Origin of the sequence: Rothia sp. HMSC075F09, assembly GCF_001810515.1 — a bacterium.
GTDB lineage: Bacteria > Actinomycetota > Actinomycetes > Actinomycetales > Micrococcaceae > Rothia.
The window spans coordinates 12,306-36,982 of record NZ_KV801786.1 but is presented as its reverse complement, the minus strand read 5'-3'; the positions used below and the strand labels follow the sequence as shown (position 1 = coordinate 36,982).

Genomic DNA, 24,677 nt, shown 5'->3' with positions numbered 1-24,677 from the left:
AGCAGGGAACCCTTGACGCTTTCCTGCAGGATTATTGAGGGTCAAACGTATAAGAGGACACTCTCATGGAGAAGAATTTCATCCTGAACCGTCGTACCGTTCTCGGTGGCGCTGCAGCACTGGGTACCGTGGGCGTACTGGCTGCGTGCGGCTCGTCCAAGGACTCCAAGGCAACCACCCAGGGTGCAACCGTGGGCACCGATGCCAAGGAGCTTTATGACCTTGGTGAGGCAGCTGTATCTGAGCTGAAGGATGGCGGCACTCTGCGCCTGGCTATTCCCGGTATTGGTCCGGACTTCAACCTTTTCAGCGCGGACGGCAACTCCCTGTACACCCAGACTGCTATGAGCCCCGTGGCTTACGCAGGCCTGTGGCAGGGTGACCCCCTGGGTAAGCGCACTCTGGCTCCCGAGTTTGCGAAGAGCTTCGATGTCGCCGAAGAAAACGGTCTGCCCGTCGTCTCCATTGAGCTGAACCCCCAGGCTAAGTTCAACGATGGTACCCCCATCGACTACAAGGCTCTGCAGGCTACCTGGAACATCCTCAAGAGCACCGATGGTGACTACAAGGTCGGAAGCAGCGGCATCTACAGCAGCATTGCTTCCGTGGAGCGCGACGGTGATGACTTCAAGGTGAAGGTAACCTTCTCCGCACCTTACTACCCGCTGAATACCCTCTTCGCTGGCATTGTGCACCCGGCTCTGCTGGACAAGGAACTCTTCAACACTGGTTTCGTTGACAAGCCGCACCCCGAGTACTGGGTTGGCCCCTTCACCATTGCTGAAGGTGGTTGGAACTCGACCGAGAAGACCCTGACCCTGACCCGCAACGACAAGTGGTGGGGCGAGAAGCCCGTTCTGGAGCGCATTGTCTTCCGTCAGATGGATCCCGCTGCTGAGCGCGCGGCATTCAAGAACGATGAGCTTGATGCGATTGGTGCTACCACCGCTTCCGCATACAAGGAGCTCAAGGACGTTGCTAACATCGAGATCCGCCGAGGCTCTCGCCTGTTCTCCGGTGGCGTGACCATGAACCCCGCCCGCATGCAGGATGTTGCTCTGCGCCGCGCTGTGGTTACTGGTCTGAACCGTGAGGCTCTCGCCAAGGTTCGTTTCCAGGGCCTGGATTACGAAGAGAAGCTTCCCAACTCGATGATTCACATGCCCTTCAACGAGTACTACCAGGACACCTACCCGACCCCGAACAACGATGCTGCTGCTGCATCCAAGATTCTGGAAGATGCAGGCTACACCAAGAACGGTGAGTTCTACGAGAAGGACGGCAAGCAGGCTGCCTTCAAGTTCTCCATCTTCGGTGAGGATCCCACCTCCAAGGCTGTCGGTCAGACCCTGGTTCAGCAGCTGAAGTCCGTAGGTATTAATGCTGAGCTCGACTCCCGTGCTGTTAGCGAGTTTAACAAGACCATGGCCTCCAAGGACTACGACGCAACCTCCTCCGGTTTCGCTCCGAGCTCCCCGGATGCTACCGAGGCTACCGAGCAGTTCTACATGCGCCGTAAGCCTGAGGAAGCTGGTTCCGATGAGATCAATGAGATGATCGCAAAGATGAAGCTCATTGCTGACGACAAGGAACGCAACCAGGCTTGCAATGAGATCGAGAAGAAGCACCTGGCTGAGTTCGCAGTGCTGATTCCGCTCATGAACGGCCCCGAGTACAAGTTCGTGAAGAAGGGTCTGCGCAACTACGGCGTGTCCCTCTTCCAGGGCACCGGTATTCACTGGCAGAAGGTTGGTTGGGCTAAGTAAGTCCTTATCCCTTCACCTAATAGGTGAATAGTCTAGAGCTACTGAAAGTGTCCACCCGGATTATCCGGGTGGACACTTTTTGCATATCTGGAGGAATTGCTTTGGGCATTTTGTGTACCGGTGCAGGGGAGCGGTGGCATAGCTATCCGGCAAAATCCGAAAAATTCGCACAAAAACAGCGTATTCATGGTATGAATATTCAAAAAACACGATAAATATTAAGAAATATTGTAAAAATGCTTGGTTTTTGCTCCCGAGGCGCGCTACAGTGGAGTTATACAAAATTATGCAGTGCTCTGCATAAATAATCATTACTTCGGGGATACGGGATACACCCGCCCACACAAGACAGAAGGAAACCACTCCCATGACCGCCAACACCGCATACACCGCGAGTAGCCACGAAGCGACCAAGAACAGCTTCAGCCGCCGCGCCCTCATTGGCGGCACTGCGGCTCTGGGAGCTGTAGGTCTGCTCAGCGCCTGCGGCAACGGCAGTGCAAGCTCTGAAAAGACCAAGGCTGCCGGTGCCGGTGCCAATATCGAAGACCTCTACAATATCAACGCTCAGGACGTGAACAGCCTGAAGAAGGGCGGCATCCTACGCCTGCCCGCCGGATCTATCGGTCCGAACTTCAACTTCTATACCCAGAGCGGTAACACCAGCGATAACGTTAACGTTATGAGTACCATCAGCCAGGCTGGTCTGTGGAACCTTGACTTTGACGGCACCTACAAGCTGAACACCGACTTCGCTGTCTCCTTCGAGCACAGCAAGAAGGACGATAAGATTCAGGTTGCCGTCAAGCTCAACCCCAAGGCTGTCTTCAACGATGGCACCCCCATCACCTACAAGGCGCTCCAGTCCACCTGGAACATCTTCAAGAGCCTGGATAACGGCTACAACATTGTCACCAGCGGCATCTACGAATTCGTTGAATCCGTAGAAAAGGGTGAAGACGACTACAGTGCAACCGTCACCTTCTCCAAGCCCTTCTACCCGCTGCAGAGCCTCTTCTCTGAGATTCTGCACCCCGCACTGGAAGACGTCGAGCTCTTCAACAACGGCTTCGTGGATGCGCCCCACCCCGAGTACTGGGCTGGCCCCTTCACCCTGGCGGATAAGGGTTGGGACTCCACCGCGAAGACCTTCAGCGTTGTACCCAACGACAAGTGGTGGGGCACCAAGCCCCTGCTGGACAAGATTGTCTTTACCCAGATGGAATCCAGCGCTGCACGTGCCGCGTTCAAGAACGATGAAATTGACGCTATCGGTGCAAGCACCTCCTCCACCTATGCCGAGGTGAAGAACATTGCGGGTACCGAACTGCGTAAGGGCACCCGCCTCTACGCTGGCGGCCTGGATATTAACCCCCGCCGCGTCAAGGATGCTGCCCTGCGTAAGGCAATCTTCGTCGGCACCAACCGTGAAGCACTCGCGAAGATTCAGTACCAGGGCCTGCCCTACGAGGAAACCATCCCCGGTTCGATGATTCACATGCCCTTCTCACCCTACTACCAGGATTCCTACCCGACCCCGAATAACAGCGTTTCGGAGGCGCAGAAGATTCTGGAGGCCGCCGGTTACACCAAGAACGGCGACTACTACGAGAAGGACGGCACGAAGGCTGGCTGTGCAGTGGTGGTCTTCGGTGACGATCCGACCAACAAGGGTAAGGCTCAGACCTTCACTCAGCAGATGAAGGATGTCGGCATTGAGATCCGGATCGATCAGCACGCCGATAGTGAGTTCGCCACCATTCTGGGCAACTGGGACTACGATATTTCCTTCAGCGGCTACTCGGTCTCTGCTGACGCAACCGAGGGTACCAAGCAGTTCTACTACTCCGAGAACAACGAAGGTATCGGCAGCAAGGAAATCGATGCCCTCATCGACGCCATGACCCTCATTGAGGATGACAAGGAACGTAACCTTGCCTGTAACGAGATTGAGAAGAAGCACATGGCTGAGTTCGCCTTCCTGGGTACCATTACGAACGGCCCTGACTTTGTGATGGTCAAGAAGACCCTGGCTAACTATGGTCCGCACCTGTACAAGTCGATGGACTGGACTGCTGTGGGCTGGATGAATTCCTAGGGGTTCCTGCCCTATGAGCGGGTCGAATGCGTATATGCGCGTTCGGCCCGCTTTGCTGTGCCCGCTGACTATTTCTGGAGGTGGGGGAGGGGGCACTGCGTGAAGGGTGGTGGGGTTGTGCCGACATGGATTTAGGCTCGGTGTCTTAGGGCCGGGCGTAATAATTTAGAAATATTTATCGTGTTGCGCACTTGTGGTGATGCGTGTGGTGTACACTACTAAAAAATATTAAATGTGGCTTAGAACATAGCTTTAGGTCACATTATTTTGCATGGCTTGACCTGCCCGCCCATCACCGCAGATGGCAGACGCTCCTGTAGGCGGAAACCCCGCCTCCAGAGCACGCGAGCCACCCACTTTACACTGCAAACACTGCATCAGTGCAGTCCACACCCCCAAGGAGCCCGTCATGAGCCCCCACCCCATCCCCTCCCTCTCCGGATTCAACCCGATCATGAGCCGCCGCGTACTGTTCGGCGGCGCAACCGCCGTCGCTGCTGCCGGCGTACTGAGCGCTTGTGGCTCCTCGTCCCCCAAGACCGAGCACAAGGCAAGCGAAACCCCGTTCTATGAAATCAACGAGCAGGATGCCTCGAAGCTCAAGCAGGGCGGTACCCTGAACCTGAGCACCTACTCCCTGGGCCCGGACTTCAACCGCTTCTCCCAGAACGGCTCGAGCACCTCCGTCTCCGAAACCATGGGCGTTATCGCCGGTGCCGGCATCTGGCGCAGCACCTACAAGGGCGAAGACGAGCTCGACCCCAACTACTGCCTCGGCTTCGAAGCTAAGGAAGTAGACGGCAAGATCACCGCAGAGGTTCGCCTGAACCCCAAGGCAGTCTTCAACGACGGCACCCCCATCGACATCGACGCCCTCAAGGCAACCTGGCAGATCCAGCGTGACCCCGACGGTGAATACAAGATTGCCGCAGCGGGTATCTACGAATTCATCGAAAGCGTTGAAGCTATCGATGGCGACCGCTACCACGCACGCGTTGTTTTCAAGACTGCGCACAACCCCGTCAAGGGTCTGCTCTTTGGTGGAATCCTGCACCCGGCGATGCTCGACGTAAACCTCTTCAACGAAGGCTTCGTCGACAACCCCCACCCCGAGCTCGGTTGCGGCCCCTTCACTCTGGCACCCAACGGCTGGAACTCTTCCGAGAAGACCTTCACCGCAGTCCCCAACGACAAGTGGTGGGGTGAGAAGCCCAAGCTGGACCGCATCGTCGTGCGTGAAATGGCAGACGCTGCAGCTCGCGCCGCCTACAAGAACGGCGAACTGGACGTCGTCGAGTCACGTACCCTCAGCGCCTACAACGAGATGAAGGACGTTGCGAACTCTGAAATTCGCCGCGGTCGCCGCCTCTTCGCCGGCGGCATGAACCTGAACGCAGAGCACATCACCGATGTTGCTGTGCGTAAGGCAATCTTCCTGGGTATCGACCGTGGTGCTCTGGCAAAGATTCGCTTCCAGGGTCTGCCCTATGAAGAAGAAGTTCCCGGCTCGATGCTTCTGTTGGGTTCCTCCCAGTACTACCGCGACAACTACCCGGCACGTAACCCGGAGGAAGCACGCAAGGTCCTGGAGAAGGCAGGCTACACCAAGTCTGGCGACTTCTACGCGAAGGACGGCAAGACCATCACCCTGAAGCTGACCACCTTCGGTGATGACGCCACCACCAAGGGTCAGGCACAGACCTTCATCCAGAGCATGAAGGAAATCGGCATTAACTTCGAGCTCGATTCGCGTGCACAGTCTGAATTCTCGAAGGTTGTTGGTAACCGTGAGTACGACGTAAGCATTTCGGGCTTTGGCGTAGGCTCCGAGCCGACCAGTGCTGCCGAGTACTTCTACCACTCCAAGAACTGGAACGGCGTCGGCACCCCCGAAATTGACGCTATGGTCGACGAGATGGTCACCATCCTCGATGACGCTAAGCGCGCCGAGAAGTGCAACGAAATTGAGAAGAAGCACATGAGCGAGGTTTGCCTCTTCATCCCGTTCCTCAATGGTCCGGACTTCAAGGCATGCCGCCCGAAGCTCGCTAACTACGGTGCGTTCCTCTTTAGGAGCCTCGACTGGTCTACGGTCGGCTGGATGGCGTAAGCCGCAGTTTTAAGCTCCCCGCCCCTATACGTTTTCGCAGTGTCGTATAGGGGTGGGGGGCTTTTTCTTTTGGAGGGTTCAAGGCGCTTTAGCTGCCCATCGATGTGCTTTTAACGTGTAATGATTCTCAAAGCATCGGATGTGACGCGCTCGCGCGCCAATGCGACATAATATTTCATTTTTTAGTTTTCACACGCGGCTTCCGCGCAATGATGCGGGTTTAGATGCCGAACCCGTGATTTTTAGACAGTGTATAGTTCTTCCACGGATTGGACTGTGGTCTGCGTCGCTTCTTTTGGGGGTATACTGTGTTTCAACCACAAACAATGTGGGGGCTCTCACAAAGGTGATGGGCGGGAGCTTCGGCGCTCCCGAAAAATCGGCGCACAACACGGTGCGCTTATCAAATAGCACCTGAGCCCTCCGGCATGAGGAGAATACATGACTCATCTACGTATTAATCGCCGTACCCTGCTGACCGGCACCGTTGCCCTGGGTACCGTCGGCCTGCTCGCTGCATGCGGCGGCGGCTCTGACAAGAAGATCAGCGGTAAGGCTGCTTCGAGCACCGAGGAAATCGTCAAGAACCTCGAAATCAACAAGCAGGACCGCTCCTCCCTCAAGCAGGGTGGCGAGTTCCGCGGTAGCGTCTCTGCAGTCGGCCCGAACTTCAACATTCTGACCCAGAGTGGCTACACCACCGCGAACCTCACCGCATTCGGTGGCCCCTGCAACATCCCCTCCGCTATCGGCTTCACCTCCCTGAGCCCTGCTGGCGAATACAGCCTCAACGACGACTATGTCAGCGACTACAAGGCAGAGACCGTTGGCGGCGTGCAGACCATCACCTTCAAGCTCAACTCTAAGGCCGTCTTCAACGACGGCACCCCCGTTGACGTTGAGGCAATCCGCGCCGCGTGGACCGTCTACCGCAACCCCGATGACGGCTACAACGTCATCGCAACTCCCTTCTGGCAGCAGGTGGCGTCCATCGACCCCGTGGATGGCGACAAGACCCGCGTCAAGATCGTCATGTCCAAGCCCCTGTACCCCGCTGAGACCCTCGGCCTGCTCGGTCTGCACCCCGCACTGACCGACAAGGAGCTCTTCAACAACGGCTTCGTGAACAAGCCCATGGATCAGTACTGGTCCGGCCCCTTCAAGATTGGCGAGTGGAACTCTTCGGCTAAGACTCTCACCCTTGTGCCCAACGACAAGTGGTGGGGTGAGAAGCCGCTGCTGGACCGCATTATCTGGCGTGAAATGGGCGACGAGGCAGAGCGCGCAGCGTTCAAGAATGGCGAGCTGGACAGCATTGGCTTTGCTGGCCTGGCAACCTACAACGCTGTCAAGGGTCAGCCCGGTGTCCAGATTCGTACCGGCCAGAGCCTCGGCGTGATTAACCTGCAGTTCAACCCGACCCGCGTGACCGACACCGCCCTGCGCCGTGCAGTCTTCGCCGCGGTTGACCGCTCCCAGCTGGCTAAGGTCAAGTTCGGCCAGATCAACTGGGAAGAGCCCCTGACCGGCTCCATGATTGCTATGCCCTTCCAGAAGGGCTACCAGAACAACATGCCGTCCAACCCCGGCGCCGAGGCTGCGGCAAAGATCCTGGAAGCAGCAGGCTACTCCAAGTCCGGCGACTACTACGCCAAGGACGGCAAGACTGCAGGCTTCTCCATCACCTACTTCGGTTCGGATGCAACCTCTCTGGCTCAGTTCCAGAACCTCGAGCAGCAGCTCAAGGCGGCAGGTATTAAGCTCGAGCAGGACAACCAGCCGCAGTCCCAGTTCAACTCCGTGATGGGCGCTAAGCAGTACGACTGTGCCTTCTCCGGTTGGGGCATTGGTGCTGACCCCGCCGACAGCGTTCAGTATTTCTACACCAGCGAAATTAACGAGGGTGTGGGCGATCCTGAGCTGGATAAGTACATTGCCTCCATTTACGAGAAGGAATCCCACGAGGAGCAGTTGAAGATGGCTGCTGAGGCTGAGAAGCAGCACATGGAGAAGGTCGCTATTTACTTCCCCTACGCTAACGGCCCCAGCTACGTAGCTGTGAAGGAGAAGCTGGCTAACTACGGTCCTTCCCTCTTCGCAACCAGCTACACCGACCCCAAGCGCTGGGTCAATGTGGGTTGGCAGAACTAAAGCCACATGTTAATTTTCTGGATTCCTATTCGGTAGTTGCTGAATTTTCGGAGGCGCCGGTATAAGGCTCTGGAGGGTAAAGTCCCGCGGTATTCCGCCTCAGTGGCGGGGTACTGCGGGGCTTTTCTGTGTTTTTGATGGGGGGTTTGTGGTGGGGTGGTTTCGGGGATTGGCTGAAATATTTTCCCTAAAACGGTGAACTAGGTCATAGTGCGTGGGAAATGTGTGTATACTAATCTCAATGCAAAATGTGCGTGCTGTCACAAAGGTGTGCGGGTTGTGTTCCCCCGCGTACAGCAAAGCAGCATCCCACCTAACTGAGGAAAACTAATGACCACTTTCACCCTCAACCGTCGTACCCTGCTCACCGGCACCGTTGCCCTGGGTACCGTCGGCCTGCTCGCAGCCTGCGGCGGCAACTCCTCCAAGAACGAAACCAGCGCTCTCTCCGCCGGCGACGACCTCTCCAAGGCAGTCTCCTACAACGAGAAGGACCGCTCCGCCCTCAAGGACGGCGGCGAGCTGCGACTGAGCGCAGACGGCATTGGCCCGAACTTCAACATCCTCAACACCAACGGCTACACCGCCGGCAACCTGAACATTCAGGCAGCCATCAACTCCGCCTTCACCGGCGGCTTCTACGCCGACTTCCGCGGCGAGTCGCACATGAACGAGGACTACGTCACCGAATACAAGGCGCAGACCGTTGACGGCGTGCAGACCGTGACCTTCAAGATCAACCCGAAGGCAGCCTTCAACGACGGTACCCCCATCGACGTGAACGCCGTCAAGAGCTACCAGACCATCTACACCGCCGCGGCATCCGGTTCGGACTACCAGATTACCCCCTCGCCCATCTGGGAACAGGTCGCAAGCGTCGAGGCTGTGGACGGCGATACCCGCCACGTGAAGGTCACCATGTCCAAGCCCTGGTACCCCATCGAAGGCAGCTTCACCTCGTTCCTGCACCCGGCATTCGCCGATCCCAAATTCTTCAACGACGGTCTGAACGACAAGCCCCTCGACCAGTACTGGGCAGGCCCCTTCAAGGTCGGCGAGTGGAACTCCTCCTCCAAGGTGCTCACCGTCGTCCGCAACGAGAAGTGGTGGGGCACCAAGCCCGCTCTTGAGCGCATCACCTGGCGTGAAATGAGCTCCCAGGCAGAGCAGGCAGCTTACAAGAATGGCGAAATCGACTACGTGGACGCCAGCACCCTCAGCTCCTATAACGAGCTCTCCGGCGTGGCAAACACCGACATCCGCAAGGGTAGCGCTCTCAGTGTGGGCAACTACGAAATCAACCCGGAAAAGGTGCCCCTGCCCGTCCGCCGCGCATTCGTTGCAGCCCTCAACCGTGAGCAGCTGCAGAAGCTGCGCTACGAGAAGCTCGGCTGGAAGGAAACCCTGCCCGGCTCCATGTGCATGCTGCCCATGCAGGAAGGCTACCAGGACAACTACCCGACCAAGCTCGGCAAGGACGTCGCTACCAAGATCCTTGAGGACGCAGGCTACACCAAGAACGGCGACTACTACGCCAAGGACGGCGCTAAGGTCTCCTACCCGGTCATCACCTTCGGTAGCGACCCGGTTGTCAGCTCCACCGCGCAGTTCCTCGTCCAGCAGATGAAGGAAATCGGCGTTGAACTGACCATCGAGAACCACGGTGCCTCTGAAATGTCGAGCATCATCTCCTCGAAGAACTTCGCGATTAAGACCGGTGGCTACGGCATCACCACCTCCCCGGTGGATGCGGCGAACTACTTCTACATCTCCGAGACCAACAACGGTCACGGTAAGGATCTGGACTCGCTGGCAGCAACCATGATGTCCACCGAGGACCCGAAGGAACAGCTCAAGATCATGAACGAGCTGGAGAAGCGCCACCTGGACGAGGTCGCCATCTACGTGCCCACCCACAACGGCCCGAACTTCAAGGCGTGCCGTAAGGGCCTGGCGAACTACGGCCCCATGCTCTTCGGCCTGCCCTACTACAACCCGAACGTATGGATCAACGTCGGTTGGGAGAAGCAAAACTAAGCGTTGAGCACCGCTCACACACTCCATAAGGGGTAAAAGCGCTACAGCGGCGTGTTACAAAAGGATTAAAACCTTCTGTAGCACGCCGCTTTCCCGTTCCTAAGAGAGTCGCACGGATATACTTAAAACAAATGTGGGCATTCTGCCCGCAACCCCGGCAGAGACTGTCCTCCCGCCGGGTTGGAGTGTGGGTTACGCACCGTTCGCGTACCGCCTCCACAACACTGCGAATACTCTAGGAGAAATTCCATGAAGAGCATGTCTGTCTCTCGCCGTACCCTCCTGACCGGCACCGTTGCCCTCGGCACCGTTGGTCTACTGGCTGCCTGCGGCAGCTCGAAGGAAAAGGTTGGCGGTAGCGCCGCTAACAACGCTGAAGATATTCTGAAGAACCTTCAGGTCAACAAGCAGGACCGTTCCTCCCTCAAGCAGGGTGGCACCCTGACCCTCGCGGCTACCGCCCTGGGCCCCAACTTCAACCTGCAGACCCAGAGCGGCTACACCTCCAGCAACCTGGACGCTCTGGCACCCTGCAACATTCCCGCCGTGATGGGCTTCTACACCATGAGCCCCGAAGGCGAAGGCACCCTCAACCCCGAGTTCTGCACCGAACACAAGACCGAGACCGTCAATGGCGTGCAGACCGCGACCTTCAAGATCAACCCCAAGGCTGCCTTCAACGACGGCACTCCCATGGACGTGAACGCTGTTCGCGCCATGTGGAAGGTCTACAGCGCAGTCACCGACAACCCCTACCACATCACCGATAACACCATGTGGCAGCAGGTTGAAAGCATCGAGGCTGTGGACGGCGACAACTTCCACGTCAAGGTCACCATGAAGGCTCCGTACTACCCCTCCGAGGGTCTGTGCGCCTTCGCAATCCACCCCGCACTGGAAGACGTCAACCTCTTCAACGAAGGCTTCGTTGACAAGCCCCTCGATCAGTACTGGGCAGGTCCCTTCAAGATTGGCGAGTGGAACTCCTCCCAGAAGGTGCTCACCCTGGTCAAGAACGACAAGTGGTGGGGCGAGAAGCCGGTGCTGGACCGCATCATCTGGCGTCAGATGGACTCCGAAGCAATCCGTGCAAGCTTCAAGAACGGCGAACTGGACGCCTTCACCTTCGTTGGCGCAACCAGCTACAACGCTGTGAAGGGCCAGGCAGGCACCGAGATTCGCCAGAGCCAGAACACCAACGTCAACATCATTCAGCTGAACCCCAAGCGCATCGAGGACCTGGCACTGCGCCGCGCAATCCTCGCTTCTGTGGACCGCGAGCAGATCGCTAAGGCATACTTCTCGCAGCTCGGCTGGACCGAGCCGCTGCCCGGCTCCATCATTGCGATGCCGTTCCAGAAGGGCTACCAGAACAACTACGCTGGTGACACCGGTGCACAGGCAGCTGGCAAGATTCTGGAGGCCGCAGGCTACTCCAAGTCCGGCGACTACTACGCTAAGAACGGCAAGGTTGCTGGCTTCGCCCTGACCTCCTTCGGTTCCGAGGCTGTCTACCAGGCGGTCTACCAGATTCTGGAGCAGCAGCTGAAGTCCGCAGGTATCCGCCTGAGCGCTGACAACCAGCCGCAGTCGAACTCCAACTCCGTGCTCGGCCAGAAGAGCTACGAAGCAATCTTCACCGGTTGGGGCGTTCTGCCCGACCTGGCTTCCTCGGCACCCTACTTCTTCACCACCGAGGTGTTCGGAGTCGGTGACCCCGAAGTTGATAAGCTCATCGAGAAGCTGCAGAACACCGAGAAGGAAGACGAGCGTATCAAGATCGCTAACGAGGCGGAGAAGCTCTACTACGAGAAGGTCGCAGTGTACCTGCCCTACGCAAACGGCCCGATGTACGCCGCTGTCAAGGCTAAGGTTGCGAACTACGGTCCGTCCCTGTTCAAGCAGAGCTACACCAGCGCTGACTACTGGGTCAACGTTGGCTGGCAGGAGTAGTACCGCTTACGGTAACGCTCTAGCCGTCCTATAGGACAATAAAATCCCGGGTACTCTCACGAGAGAGTGCCCGGGATTTTTTGTGCCCTTTAGCGGGATATGTAATTACAAAAACTAGGGGAACACCGCCCTAACCGGTTGCTACCACTCGCCCAGGTACAGGGCACGCTCCTGCAGGTACCTCAACATCTTCGGGTTCTGCCGCAGATAGAAGATGCGGTAAATGCCGCCTCCAGCAACGATGAAAGCCAGCGGGAAACCCAAAATCACGAGTACACGGCTCATATTGGCGGACAGATCAAACGGATCACCGCTGGTTGCCACCAGCACAATCCAGAGAGAATAGCCAACGCAGGCGAGCAGAGTGCCCCACATGCCGCGCACGAGCCAACTCACCAGTGCCACCGCAATGACCCACGCCAGCGCCAACGTGAACTGGTGCCGCTCCGCCTGAGCCCAAGGGAGCGCCCCCACGTAAATAATTGCGGGGATGCCCAGGTACCCGGGGATATTCAGCGAGGCAAGAATGTTCACACAAAAATAGCCCAAGAAAATAGCGCTCAACGACGAGGACAGGAACAGGTGCAGGGGAATCATGCCATCGCCGCTATAGACGGCGGTCGGGCCCGCGTACACGGTTTCAAACATGAGGGTCAGCGGAGTCATCATGTACTCGATCCAGACGACCAGCGCAAAAGCACCGAAAATGCCCAGAGCCTGCATCAGAGCAATCAACCGTGAACGCGCATCGTGAGGAATGGTGAAGCTCTGCCCCTTCGCCTTGACGCCACAGACATGAACGACAGCCACCATTGCCGCGATGCACAGCATCCAACGCACGAGGACCCCCGGCAGCTCAGGAAGACCTCCATAAGCCCCCGTAGCGGGGTCACCCCAGGCTCCGGGGAGCAGCGTAATAGCGTGAGTACCCTCGGGGAGGCTGGTGGAGGAAGCAAGCCGGTGCGGCTCGTAGATAACCCACCACAGAAGGCACGCTGGAATCAGCGCGGAGAGCTTACGCAACAGAACCGGAAACGGCGCGGACTCGTAGACGAGCGCCTCAAGATTGAGCCGGCGCATCAGCCGCCGAGCAGGAGATAGAGCGCGCAGCTCTTTTTGCTGCTCTTCCCACACTCCGGTATCCCATGTCCTAGTATCAGAAGACATCATCGTACTCCATATCACCTGAGAACTTCCTTGTTGAGCGTATTCTTACACTAGCAGAAATACCCCCCCCGGCTAGTGCCTAAACCCCAGCAAACCCTGCCCAACAAACTCTGCCCGGCAAACCTGCCCAAAGAATCAGCACATCAGGAAGCAGGGCATCAGGAAAGGGAGGCATAAGGAAAGGGGCCCCACCGTAATGGTGGGGCCCCTTAGAGCCTATAAAGGGAACTACTTAGTGGTCACCTTCAGGACAGTGCTCAGGTTCTGGTGAGCAACGCCCGGCAGACCCTTAACCTCAGCGAACTTGCGGGTGTTGGTCACGATAACCGGGGTAATCAGCGGGTAACCCGCCTCCTTGATAACCTCAGGATCGAACTCAATCAGAGCGTCGCCAGCAGCAACAACATCGCCCTTAGCAACCTTCACGCTGAAGCCCTTACCGTCCAGGTTCACGGTATCCAGACCAACGTGAATCAGCAGCTCAATGCCGTTCTCCAGCTTCAGACCCACAGCGTGGCCCGAGGGGTAGGTTGCAGCAACCTTACCGGCTGCGGGAGCAACAACAGTGGTACCGGTCGGCTCAATCGCCACACCCTCGCCCAGCTTGCCTGCAGCGAAAATCGGGTCCGGAACATCAGACAGAGCAACAGCAGTACCCTCAATCGGAGCGTGCAGCTCAATGACCTCACCAGCGGAAGCAGCGGGTGCAGCAGCGGCGGTCGCAGTAGCGGCAGCAGCCGGAGCAGCCTTAGCGGCAACAGCTTCAGCCTTGGGAGCGTCCTCAGCATCTTCAGCCTTACGCTCCGCAGCGTGCCTTACAGCGTCAGCCTTCGACTCGTAACCGAACAGCAGAACACCGGTCATAGCGCCGAAGAACGCAATAGCCAGACCAATCACGTACAGGTACGAGGGCTGCATAGCCGGAATCGACAGCAGCGAAGTGAACGCGAACGCGTAGGACTTAACGCCCAGGAAGGAAATGGTAGCGCCACCAATAACAGCGGGAACCAGAATAATCGGGATCACGCGCTTGTAGCGGAGCACAACACCGTACAGGGACGGCTCAGAAATACCACCGAGCAGACCGGACATCGACGCACCAACAGCGGTCTGGCGCAGCTCGCGGTCGTGCTTAGCCTTAATAGCCACACCGGTCACAACACCGAACACAGCGAAGTTGTAAGCACCCATCGGGGACTGAATGAAGTCAGTACCCATGGTCTGCAGGTTGTTAATCATGACAGCGTTCAGCGGCCAGTGCAGACCCAGCGGAACCATGAACAGGTACAGACCAGCAATCAGAGCACCAACCAGAGCCGGAGCCTGGTCGTTAACCATCTTCAGGAAGTCAGAGATGCCCATAGCAACACCGATACCGATGGGGCCAACCAGGAACGCGGTCACCGGAACCAGAACGATGACCGAAATCATCGGCACGAACACCATCTGCAGCATCGAAGGAATAACCTTCTTCAGGAAGCGCTCAAACGGAGCCAGCAGAGCAACAGCCAGCAGCGGGGGGAAGACCTGACCGGTGTAGCTGAATGCGTACAGCGGCAGATCCATACCGAAGAACGGAACGTTCAGAATCTTAGTGGCGGGGTCAGCAAGAGCAGTCAAATCGGTGAAGGTGCCGGTCATCAGTGCAGCGGGGATAGCCGCACCAACCCACATGTTCGCGCCCAGACGCTTAGCAGCGGTAGCACCCAGCATGATGGGCATGAAGTTCAGAACCGACAGCGAAGCAGCCTTCAGGATGTACCAGAAAGCAAACTGCTGCATCCACTGGGTGTTCAGCGCCTTAGCAGCCTCGGGGTCAGCCACACGAGCACCGTTAATGATGTCAATGTTCACGCTCTGACCGGTCAAGTCAGTGTACTGGCCGAAGAAGCCCAGCTGCTGCAGGAACACGATCAGGGTCAGAATCATCGAGGTACCCAGCAGTGCCCACAGCAGAGGACGGAAGGAGTCAGACAGGACGTCGAAGACGTTGGTAAGCCAGCCGGACTTCTTGCCCTCAGCCTCAACCTTGGTGTCACCCTCAGCGTGGCCGGACATAGAAGGCAGAGCGTTGATCTCGTTGTACACAGCCTCAACGCGCTCGCCCAGAACAACCTGAGTCTGGCCGGACTGCTCAATCACAGAGAGAACGCCGGGCAGGCTCTCAATCTTCTTGTTCTGCACTGCATCGTTAGACACAGGAGTGACACGAAGGCGGGTTGCACAGTGAGTAATGTGCGCGATGTTCTCGGGGCCACCCAGGCCGTCAAGAATCTTCTCGCCAAGTTCGCGGTTATTCACGATACTTCCTTAGATATGCGGTCAATGTCTATACGGTTGTTGCCGGAGGCTGTGCCTACCTGACGTTGCGGTGGCCGAAAAAGCCCCGGAAAACACGGCCAGAAAACACAAAAGACCCGAGTCTCTCGACCACCGGAAGCACTACACTCGTGCCCACTATGGAGCTTCGGTACAGCAAATAGAGGGGATTCTCGGCAGATATATGCTGCCGTCCCATACGGTGTTGAGTAACTCAGGTCTTGCCTGCCAAACCAGTAACAACCCTGAAGAAGGTTTCCCTTCTCAAATAGTTCCCTGTAACTCTAAGGGTTTTCCCAGGTTAAGAGCAAGGTGAGAGGCAAAAGCTATCAGAAGCTGTTAAATGTTTCACCCAAGTGATAGCTGAGAATAGCTGAGACACGCTCTCGACACTGATTGCGGGGCGCCTCCCGGCTGGACTCCAGCAGAGTTCGGGTAGGGCTCGGGCAGGGTTCCAGAGCCCTCCGGTACGCCCAGATACGCCCCGGACCGGGTGCTTTCGAAGACGGCGCTCATGAAGACGTGGAAGGGCCCCGCATCCACAGGATACGGGGCCCACACGCTACCGAAGTAGCTACCTTCCGACTAACTACTTAGCCGGGAAGAAATTCAGCGGAGCAACCTCCAGCTCAGGGTAATTACGCTTCTGCCAACGGCGGTTACGATGCGCATTCACCTCAATCAGCGCGGCACCCAGAGCACCGGCACCCAGAGCCGTCCACAGCAGGTGCGGAAGCACAGTAACGAACTGGTGGTACTCCACCAGAATCGGCACGAACAACGCCGCGAAGAACACCGCAAGCAACGCACCAAACAGCAGAACACGAGCACGGTTGAACGGGCGAGCCACCGCAGCCAAGTTCCACAGACCCATCATCACCAGGGTGATGAACGAAGCCGTCTGAACCTGACGGATATCCTCAACACCCATGCCGCGAGCCGTGAACGTCACCGCCAACAGCATCGCAACCACAATAATTGAGTTCGGAACCGTGTAATTCAGCACGCGACGCAAGAAGCCCGGCACGTAACGGCGCGAATTCGGCAACAGAGTCAACGCGAAGGACGACGCACCCACAATCAAGAAGTCAGCAGTCGAGTACTGACGCGGCAAGAACGGGAAGGTCAAACCGAAAATACTGAACAGAACACCCAGAAGAATCGCGAAACCAGTCTTCGTCAAGAACAGGTTTGCCACCATCTCAATGTTCGTAATGACCTGACGGCCCTGCTCCAACGCAGCCGGCAGGGACGAGAACTTACCGTCCAGAAGAACCAGGCGAGAAACAGCCTTCGTTGCCGGAGCAGCGTTACCCATCGCAATACCCAAGCTTGCATGCTTAAGCGCCAGAGCGTCATTAATGCCGTCACCGGTCATCGCCACCACATGGCCGCGCTCCTTCAGGGCAATCACCATGTTCTTCTTCTGCTCGGGCGACACACGACCGAAAATATTGTGAGTAGCCGCAGCCTCAGCGAGCTCCGGACCGTCCTCAGGCAGAGTCGAAGCATCAACCGCGCCCGCAGACGTATCCATGCCCGCAGTCTTCGCAGCCGCAGCCACAGTGAACGGGTTATCACCCGAGAAGACCTTCAGAGTCACACCCTGACGGTGGAAATACTCCACAATTTCAGGCGCATCCGCTCGCACATTCTCACGGAAAATCACGAACAGAACCGGGGCAGCATCCGACGGGATCTTCTGGATCGGCTCATCCTTCTCGTTGCGAACCACCGCAGAAGCATGCGCCAAAACCATCGTGCGCAGACCCAGCGCCGCCAGTTCGGCGGCACGCTCACGCTCAGCGGTGCCCTTGGCGAGAAGCGCCTCCGGAGCGCCCAGAAGCCACGCACCCGAATCCTTAAACTCAATCGCGCTAAAACGCAGAGCCGACGAGAACGGCACAATACCGCTCACCGACGCCGAAGAAGCATCCGGGAAACCACCGGTCAGAGCCGCAGCGGTCGGGTTCGCGTTCTCATCGTGACCAAACCACGCCAGCGCCTCATTCCAACCGGCAGGCAGAGAAGCACGCCAGGAAGTGTGCTCCGCCGAGTCAGCATCCGGGCCCTCAGCCTCAGCAACGGTGTCCAGCGGGCGCACCGAATCAAAAATCACGCCACCCTCAGTCAGGGTGCCGGTCTTATCGAAGCAGACCACATCCACACGAGCCAGAACCTCAACCGCAGGCTGCTCCTGCACCAGGATGTTGTGCTTACGACCCAGCGCCACAGCCGCCGCCGCAAACGCCAGAGTAGTCATCAGCGCCAGACCCTGCGGAATCATCGAAGCAACCGAGGACACCACAGCAATAGAAACCTGCTCCCACAGGTGGTTCTGCTGCACGGTCTCCAGGCCACCAGCCGCCTGAATCTGCCCCCATGACACCACAGGAATAATGACCGCAAGACCCACCGTAATCCAGCGGACCACACGGTTCAACGCATCACGCAGCTCAGACTGAATACGCGAGAACTGACGCGCCTCATCAGAAATCTTGCTTGCACGAGAATTCGCACCCACGTGAGAGAGCAGGACGCGGCCGGTACCACCCAGCACACTCGACGCCGACAGCACCATATCGCCGGGGCGCTTAGCAATCGGGTCGTTCTCACCGGTCAGCAGGGACTCGTCCAGCTCCAAAGAATCGGAGGTGAGCACAACAGCATCCGCCGGAACCTGATCGCCGCGCTTGAGGATGACAACGTCACCCTCAACCAGCTGCTCCATCGGAACCTCAACGCTCTTACCGTCACGCACGGCAGTAGCGGGGGAGCGGTCCAGCAGGGAGATGCGGTCCAGCTCAAGCTTCGCCTTGTACTCCTGCACAAAACCAATCACCACGTTAGCGATAACAGCCCCCAGGAAGAGCAGATCAGCCCAACGCTGGTACATGATCACCACGGCACCACAGGCACCCAACACAAAGTTGAAGACCGTGAACAGGTGCGCACGCATAATGCTCCACAGCGTGCGAGAAGACTTATTGTTCTGGGTATTGACCCTACCTTCAGCAGTCAGGCGGGCAACATCATCGCTGCTCAAACCGTGCTGGGCAATATCGAAAGATCCGCTATGCGGTGTTTCAGAATATTCGGGAATGTAGCCGGCAACGGCAGGCGCTGCCGTTTTCTGCTGAGGATCCATGCGGGGGTCTCTTTCTCGAATGGATGGAATGCTGAACTGAATAGAGTTCAGTATTGCGGACACTACCTTTCAGTGTATCCGTGCAGGAGGGGATAAAGATAATCTCCGCCCTGTAATGAACTGATATTTACAGTCATTCCAGAACGGAGATTTAATATATGCGAATACTGGCATATTTTGAGGTGGAAAGTGTTTGCCGGATGGTTCGCTAACGCCCCGTAAAATCAGCGCGCTAGCAGACTCAGTGCGCTAGCAGACTCAGCGCTCCGGCAGAATCAACAAACGATTCGTCACCGGATGCCTCAACACCTCAATCGGATGCTGATACACCTCAGACAACAACTCCGCCGAACACACCTGCTCAGGGGCGCCCGAAGCAACCACCTCGCCACCACGCAACAACACCATACGGTCAGAATACGCAGCCGCAACATCCAAGTCATGAAGCACCGTCAACACCGCAGCACCCTCAGCAGCCAACTCACGGCTCACCCGCAACGTCTGCTCCTGATGCGTAATATCCAACGCCGCAGTCGGCTCATCCAAAAGAATCAGCGGGGTCTGCTGAGCGAACACACGCGCCAAATGCGCACGGCCACTCTCACCACCGGACAGGGTCGTAATATCGCGAGCCGACAAGTGAGTCACCGACGTACGCTCCATCATCGAAGCAACCACGGCGTCATCCTCTTCAGCGCGCTCCGTGCCCTTCCACGGGGTGCGGCCCATCTGAACCACCTCATGCACCGTGTACGAAAACGCCACGTTCAACTTCTGCAACAGCATCGCACGCTGACGCGCCATCTGACGGGCAGGAATCGAACCCAGAGGGGTGCCATCCAGCAGAATCTCACCGCCACTGGGCGCAATATCACCCGCAATCACACCCAACAGAGTCGACTTACCGGCACCATTGGGGCCAATCAGCGACACAACCTCGCCCGCAGCAACCGACAGAGACACATCATTCAAAATCTGACGCCCACCAGCGTTAAAACACACACCGGACAGGCTCAACAACTCACTCACGAAGCACCTCCGCCCTGACCCAGGGAACGACGCAACAACACGAAGAACGTCGGGCCGCCCACCAAAGCCGTAAAAATACCAATCGGCAAATCAGCAAAAGGCACCAGCGTACGCGCACCCAAATCAGATAGCGCAATCAACAGCGCGCCACCCAATGCCGAAGCCGGCAACAACACACGATTCGACGGACCCAAAATCATGCGCAACAGGTGAGGAATAATCAGACCAATAAACGCAATAATGCCCGCATACGCCACCGCAGCACCCGTCAACAAAGCCGTCGCCGCAATAGACACCGCGCGTAGGCGCTCCACGTTCACACCCGAATGCTGCGCCGCACGCTCACCCAACGCCAGAACATCCAGCGAAGAAGCCATCACGAAACACGCCACCAAACCGATGAGAATAACCGGCCACACGCTCGCAACAGCCTTCCACGTGGCGCCGTTCAGCGAACCCATCTGCCAGAACACAATCTGATCGCGGCTCGTCGTATCAGCAATGAACATGAGGAACGCAATAATCGCATTCGCCACCGCGGTCACCGCAATACCCGTCAAAATCATCGACAGGACCTTCGCACGACCCGAAGAACGCGACAGGAAATACACCAGCGCAGTAGCCGCCAACGCACCCACAAACGCGAATGCAGGAGTCGTGAAAATACCGAAGAACTGCAGGTTCAACACAATCGACAAACACGCGCCAACCGCCGCACCCGAGGAAACACCAATCACGCCCGGCTCAGCCAACGGGTTACCAAACACCGACTGCATCACCGCACCGGAAGTACCCAAAGCGGCACCCACCAGCACGCCCAACAGCACACGCGGGAAACGGATATTCCACAGAGTGCTATCCGCCAGCTGCATCGCCGGGTTCTCCGGCGCAAGACCCAGGCGGCGGCCCACAGAAGCAACCACCTGATCAGTCGGGATATTGTACTGACCCAAACCCGCAGACAGCACCATCACAACGCACAGTGCCACCGCCAAAAACGTAAACGTCAGACCGGCACGACGCCGACGCGAAGCACGATAATCCCGCGCACCCGCCGCACTCTTCACGGCAGCCACTACTGGCCCCCCGCAGGAGTGGAGTACGCAGCCTTAGCGAGCGAGAGCAACACTGCCGGAGTATTCGGGCCATAGGACAGAATCTGGCCGTCACCCATATCGATAATGCGCTTATTCTTACCGGCGTTTGTCTCACCCACACCCGGGCGAGCCAAGAAACCATCCAAACCGCCGGTGGACTTAATGCCGCCGCTCATGGTCAGAATGACGTCCGGGTTCAGCTTCACCAGCGCCTCACTGGTCGCCGGAATAATATTCGTCGCGTTCTGCTCAGACGCCACATCCTTGCCGCCAATAGCCTGAATCAAATCGTCAGCGCCCGAACCCTTACCGAGCACGAAGAACACGCCAGCGGTACCGCGCACGTACAAGAATGCGAACGACACCTGCTGTGCACCCTTCGGGGCGACGTCCTTGAGCACCTGCAGAGCGTAATCCAGGTCCTTCTGCACGCGGGCAGCAACCTGCTCGCCCGCCTCCGGAACACCCAGCGCCTGCGCAACAGCCTTGAGCTGCGGAATGATCTTATCCATACGACGCTCATGATCGAAGACCACCACGGTCACGCCCGCTGCGCGTAGCTGATCCACAATCTCAATCGGGCCGTTGCTCTTATCCCACAGCACCAGGTCCGGGGAGGTCGCCAGAATCGCCTCAGCGTTCAGGTCGTGACCGTTCTGGGTCACCAGCGGCAGGTGAGCCAGCGACTGCTCAGTCGAGGAGGTGACACGACCGACCAGGCGACCGCCCAGGCCCAGCGCAATCATCTGCTGAGCCAGAGTGCCGTACAGGTCCAGCGCCAGCACACGGTCAGCGGATTTAACGGTCACCTCGGTGCCGTTGAAATCCTTGAACGTCACCGGGAAAGCCGGAGTGGGGGTATCGACCATCGGCTGAATTTCGGGGGTATCTGCGGCGCTATTGGGGCCGCGCAGAGCCTTCTGATCAGGGGCAATAGAAGAACGCAACTGATCGGCAAGGTTCTCCAAAACGGTGCGGGTGCTCTGCTCATCCACCACAGCCTGCGAAGTGCTTGAAGAAGCGGCCGGGTTCTGAGTACCCACACCGCAAGAGCTCAGCAGAAAAGCGGAAGTGATGGAGAACGCCGCATACTTCACTGCATCGCGGCGGTTCAGGGCAGAAGAAGAAAGGGAAGAAAACATCGTCGTCTCACAGAAAAAAGGGAGTTAAGAAAAACTGGGGTAGGCGTCGGGGTAAAACCTGGCACCTGAAGCGGGGGTGCAGTGAAAATCTGCACCCCCGCACGGGCCGTGTCGGCTCACCGGTGAACCTCATGGTTGAGTTTCACGGGCGAGCCGACAGTGTGGGCATCCTCGTGAGGTGCCGTTATGCCTTCTTGCGGCGGCGAGTGTACACGACGGTACCCGCACCGGCTGCAACAGCGATGAAGCCTGCAACCAGGGTGCCCTCAACACCGGAGGCACCGGTGGAAGCCAGAGGCTTGCCGGTGACCGGGTCGCAACCCTCACCCTCGTAGACGGTCTCGGACACGGTCTTGGTGGTGGTCTTCGCGCCGTTAATCGCCGCGGAGAAGCTCAGCGGAGCCATGTCCTTACCGGCGTCGTAGAAGCCAGCGAACGCCTTCGCGCCCTCAGCGGTCAGGGTGGTTGCCGCACCGTTGACGCTCACAGCGTCAGCGGAGCTCTGCAGACCCGAAAGATCCACCTTCAGCAGTGCCACCTCACCGTAGTTAGTTGCCTTGCCGGAGGGATCATTGCTGTTCATGGTCGCGTAGAGAGTGCCGGAATTGCCGTTAATCTCAAGGCGCGGGTTCGCAATGGTGGTGTCCAGAATGCCGTGGTGACCGGTGAAACGAACCGAACCGCTGAAGGAGATGGAACCCTTACCGTTCTTGAAGGTGCCGGTGCCGTTAGACCAGTTGAACGCATCCGAAGAGTAGGAGGTGCCGTTCAGCTCCCAGCTACCGTTCGCGATGCCGCCGCGCACGTAGTTGCGGAAGGAATCACGCACGCCCCAGCCAAGGTTTGCGCTCTTAATGGTGCCGTCGGATGCGCCCTGCTCCTGCACCTCGCGGGTGCGGGTGACGGGTACGCAGACCGGCTGTGCCGGGTTGTTGCTGACAGAACCGTTCGAGGAGGAACCGCCGTTAGAAACGCTGCCGGAGGTGCCTGCCGAACCGCCAGAACCGGAGCCGTTAGTGCCGGAGTTACCGGAGGTGTTCGAGGAGCTGTTATCGGAGGAGCCGTTCTCAGAACCCTTGTTATCGGAGGACTTGTTCTCAGAGACGCGGGGAACCTCAACGGTGTTCTCCGCGGTCTGCTCGCTGAGCTTTACGGAGAAGCTCAGCGGTGCCATGGCGTTGTCGGCACCGCGGTACTGGCCCGCGAAGAGCACCTCGGAGCCTTCACCGGTGAGTGCGACTGCCGCGTTCTGTGCGGAGAAGACGCCGTCCTTTACGCTCGCGCCGGAGAGGTCCACCTCGGCGATAGCCAGGCCGGTCTTAGAAACGGACTTACCGTCGCGGGTCAGTGCGTCAACGTCAGCGACCAGGGTGCCCTTACCGTTGACGACGACCAGGCGCATGTTCTTGATGGTGCTCTTGAGCTGACCGTTGTGGCCGGTGAACTCTGCGGTGCCCGCAAAGTTAATCTGACCGGTCTTGGTCTCGGGGTTGTACACGCCGGATGCCTGAGTGTACTTCAGGCCGCCTGCCGCGGTCTTCTCCAGACCGTCAACGTTCACGGAGCCGTGGGCGAAGCTGGTCAGGTACTTCAGGAACGACTCACGAATATCCCAGCTGAGGGTGCCGGACTCGACGACGTTGCCGGTGACCTTCTCTTCACGCTTGGGTTCGGTGGTTGCGGCGGGGGAGGAGGGTGCCGCGGAGGAAGACTCAGCAGGCTTGGGAGCCTCAGACGTGGGGGCTGCGCTCGGTGCTGCAGAAGTGGGCTCTGCGGGCTTGGGGTCGGCGGGCTTGGGTGCCTCAGTGGTCGGTGCGGAGGAAGGCTCTGCGGTCGGCGCTGCAGTCGGCTTGGCGCTGGGCTCAGTGCTGGGCTCAGGGCTCGGCGCGGGTGCTTCCTTGGTCACGATGGTTGCGGAGAAGCCGAGCGCATCCAGCTCCTGACCTGCCTTGTAGAAGCCGGCGAAGGCGCCGGTTGCCTCTTCGGAGAGCTTGACGCGGGTGCCGTTTTCTTCGTCAACGCTGGGCAGGGTGATGGTGTTACCCTCAACCTTCAGACCGGAGGCGTTGAAGGTACCGATGGTCATGTTCTTGGTTTCGACCAGGTCGTTCGGGGTGGTGTTGCCGTTGTAGGGGCGCGACTGAACGTTGGCGCGCACGGTGCCCACGCCGTCCTTAATGGTGACGGAGAGGTCGGAGATGATGACTTCCAGCAGACCGTGGTGAGCGGTGTAGTGGATCGAGGAGCCGGTGAAGGTGACCGAGTATTCGCCGTTGGCTACGGTGCCTTCGGCGGAGGTGAAGTGGTAGGAGCCGTCTTCGTTGGTGGTGACGCCGGTCAGTTCCTGGGAGCCCTGGGAGAAGGCGCCGTTGATGTAGGAGCGGAAGGACTTCTTCAGGCCCCAGTTGACGGTGACGTCCTGCAGGCTCTGCTCTGAGGCTGCGGCTACCTCACCGGCGCTGATGTGGGAGTTGGTTTCAGCCGCGAAGGCTGCGGGTACGCCGGCGACGCCGCTGAGGCCGATGGTTGCTGAAGCCAAGAACGCCCAAGTGCGCTTGGTGAGAGAGGGGGTAGACATTCGGTGTCTCCTTGAATTTTGTGATTGTGGTGTTCGTATCAAGTCTAGACCTATTAGCCTATGTTTGTGTAACTTAATGCCT

At 58.1% G+C, this 24,677-nt stretch carries 13 protein-coding genes; 6 read left to right on the top strand and 7 right to left on the bottom strand.

Going from position 1 to position 24,677, the window contains the following annotated elements:
- Positions 1-65: 65 nt before the first annotated feature.
- From HMPREF2749_RS04735 to HMPREF2749_RS04710, 6 genes are all read left to right on the top strand, one after another.
- A complete protein-coding gene (locus HMPREF2749_RS04735; protein WP_070593564.1) occupies positions 66-1,766 on the top strand; it encodes an ABC transporter family substrate-binding protein in 1,701 nt (566 codons plus the stop codon).
- A gap of 367 nt (positions 1,767-2,133) precedes the next feature.
- The gene (locus HMPREF2749_RS04730; protein WP_070593563.1) at positions 2,134-3,864 is read left to right on the top strand and encodes an ABC transporter family substrate-binding protein; all 1,731 of its coding nucleotides are present in this window, start codon (positions 2,134-2,136) and stop codon (positions 3,862-3,864) included.
- A gap of 409 nt (positions 3,865-4,273) precedes the next feature.
- Positions 4,274-5,974 (top strand): ABC transporter family substrate-binding protein, encoded by a 1,701-nt coding sequence (locus tag HMPREF2749_RS04725; RefSeq protein ID WP_070593562.1) that lies wholly within the window; start codon positions 4,274-4,276, stop codon positions 5,972-5,974.
- Positions 5,975-6,415: 441 nt separating this feature from the next.
- Positions 6,416-8,125 (top strand): ABC transporter family substrate-binding protein, encoded by a 1,710-nt coding sequence (locus HMPREF2749_RS04720; RefSeq protein ID WP_049357817.1) that lies wholly within the window; start codon positions 6,416-6,418, stop codon positions 8,123-8,125.
- 330 nt (positions 8,126-8,455) lie between these two features.
- Positions 8,456-10,162 (top strand): ABC transporter family substrate-binding protein, encoded by a 1,707-nt coding sequence (locus HMPREF2749_RS04715; RefSeq protein ID WP_070593561.1) that lies wholly within the window; start codon positions 8,456-8,458, stop codon positions 10,160-10,162.
- Between the two features lie 249 nt (positions 10,163-10,411).
- Positions 10,412-12,115, top strand: coding sequence for an ABC transporter family substrate-binding protein (locus HMPREF2749_RS04710; RefSeq protein ID WP_049354464.1), 1,704 nt, complete (start codon positions 10,412-10,414; stop codon positions 12,113-12,115).
- Positions 12,116-12,256: 141 nt separating this feature from the next.
- Here HMPREF2749_RS04710 and HMPREF2749_RS04705 read toward each other — a convergent pair whose 3' ends face one another.
- The 7 genes from HMPREF2749_RS04705 to HMPREF2749_RS04675 all read right to left on the bottom strand — a co-directional run bounded on the left by HMPREF2749_RS04705 (position 12,257) and on the right by HMPREF2749_RS04675 (position 24,595).
- Complete coding sequence (locus HMPREF2749_RS04705) at positions 12,257-13,195, bottom strand: dihydrodipicolinate synthase (RefSeq protein ID WP_246823502.1); 939 nt, start codon at positions 13,193-13,195, stop codon at positions 12,257-12,259.
- Between the two features lie 315 nt (positions 13,196-13,510).
- Positions 13,511-15,583, bottom strand: coding sequence for a glucose PTS transporter subunit IIA (locus HMPREF2749_RS04700; RefSeq protein ID WP_070593560.1), 2,073 nt, complete (start codon positions 15,581-15,583; stop codon positions 13,511-13,513).
- A gap of 607 nt (positions 15,584-16,190) precedes the next feature.
- Complete coding sequence (locus HMPREF2749_RS04695; RefSeq protein ID WP_070593559.1) at positions 16,191-18,749, bottom strand: HAD-IC family P-type ATPase; 2,559 nt, start codon at positions 18,747-18,749, stop codon at positions 16,191-16,193.
- Positions 18,750-19,007: 258 nt separating this feature from the next.
- Positions 19,008-19,778 carry a heme ABC transporter ATP-binding protein gene (locus HMPREF2749_RS04690; protein ID WP_070593558.1) on the bottom strand — a complete coding sequence of 257 codons (771 nt, stop codon included), beginning with the start codon at positions 19,776-19,778 and terminating at the stop codon, positions 19,008-19,010.
- Complete coding sequence (locus HMPREF2749_RS04685; RefSeq protein WP_049340275.1) at positions 19,775-20,854, bottom strand: FecCD family ABC transporter permease; 1,080 nt, start codon at positions 20,852-20,854, stop codon at positions 19,775-19,777. The genes HMPREF2749_RS04690 and HMPREF2749_RS04685 overlap by 4 nt, the downstream gene beginning before the upstream one ends.
- Positions 20,854-22,017, bottom strand: coding sequence for a heme/hemin ABC transporter substrate-binding protein (locus HMPREF2749_RS04680; RefSeq protein WP_070541838.1), 1,164 nt, complete (start codon positions 22,015-22,017; stop codon positions 20,854-20,856). The genes HMPREF2749_RS04685 and HMPREF2749_RS04680 overlap by 1 nt, the downstream gene beginning before the upstream one ends.
- 184 nt (positions 22,018-22,201) lie before the next feature.
- Positions 22,202-24,595, bottom strand: a complete 2,394-nt coding sequence (locus HMPREF2749_RS04675; protein ID WP_070593557.1) for an HtaA domain-containing protein — start codon at positions 24,593-24,595, stop codon at positions 22,202-22,204.
- Positions 24,596-24,677 lie beyond the last annotated feature (82 nt).

What these genes read in the sequence shown, in the direction of transcription:
- HMPREF2749_RS04705 (WP_246823502.1), bottom strand. Translation starts at nt 13,195, where the DNA reads ATGCGCCGGCTCAATCTTGAGGCGCTCGTCTACGAGTCCGCGCCGTTT.
- HMPREF2749_RS04730 (WP_070593563.1), top strand. Translation starts at nt 2,134, where the DNA reads ATGACCGCCAACACCGCATACACCGCGAGTAGCCACGAAGCGACCAAG.
- HMPREF2749_RS04680 (WP_070541838.1), bottom strand. Translation starts at nt 22,017, where the DNA reads ATGTTTTCTTCCCTTTCTTCTTCTGCCCTGAACCGCCGCGATGCAGTG.
- HMPREF2749_RS04715 (WP_070593561.1), top strand. Translation starts at nt 8,456, where the DNA reads ATGACCACTTTCACCCTCAACCGTCGTACCCTGCTCACCGGCACCGTT.
- HMPREF2749_RS04735 (WP_070593564.1), top strand. Translation starts at nt 66, where the DNA reads ATGGAGAAGAATTTCATCCTGAACCGTCGTACCGTTCTCGGTGGCGCT.
- HMPREF2749_RS04725 (WP_070593562.1), top strand. Translation starts at nt 4,274, where the DNA reads ATGAGCCCCCACCCCATCCCCTCCCTCTCCGGATTCAACCCGATCATG.
- HMPREF2749_RS04710 (WP_049354464.1), top strand. Translation starts at nt 10,412, where the DNA reads ATGAAGAGCATGTCTGTCTCTCGCCGTACCCTCCTGACCGGCACCGTT.
- HMPREF2749_RS04675 (WP_070593557.1), bottom strand. Translation starts at nt 24,595, where the DNA reads ATGTCTACCCCCTCTCTCACCAAGCGCACTTGGGCGTTCTTGGCTTCA.
- HMPREF2749_RS04695 (WP_070593559.1), bottom strand. Translation starts at nt 18,749, where the DNA reads ATGGATCCTCAGCAGAAAACGGCAGCGCCTGCCGTTGCCGGCTACATT.
- HMPREF2749_RS04720 (WP_049357817.1), top strand. Translation starts at nt 6,416, where the DNA reads ATGACTCATCTACGTATTAATCGCCGTACCCTGCTGACCGGCACCGTT.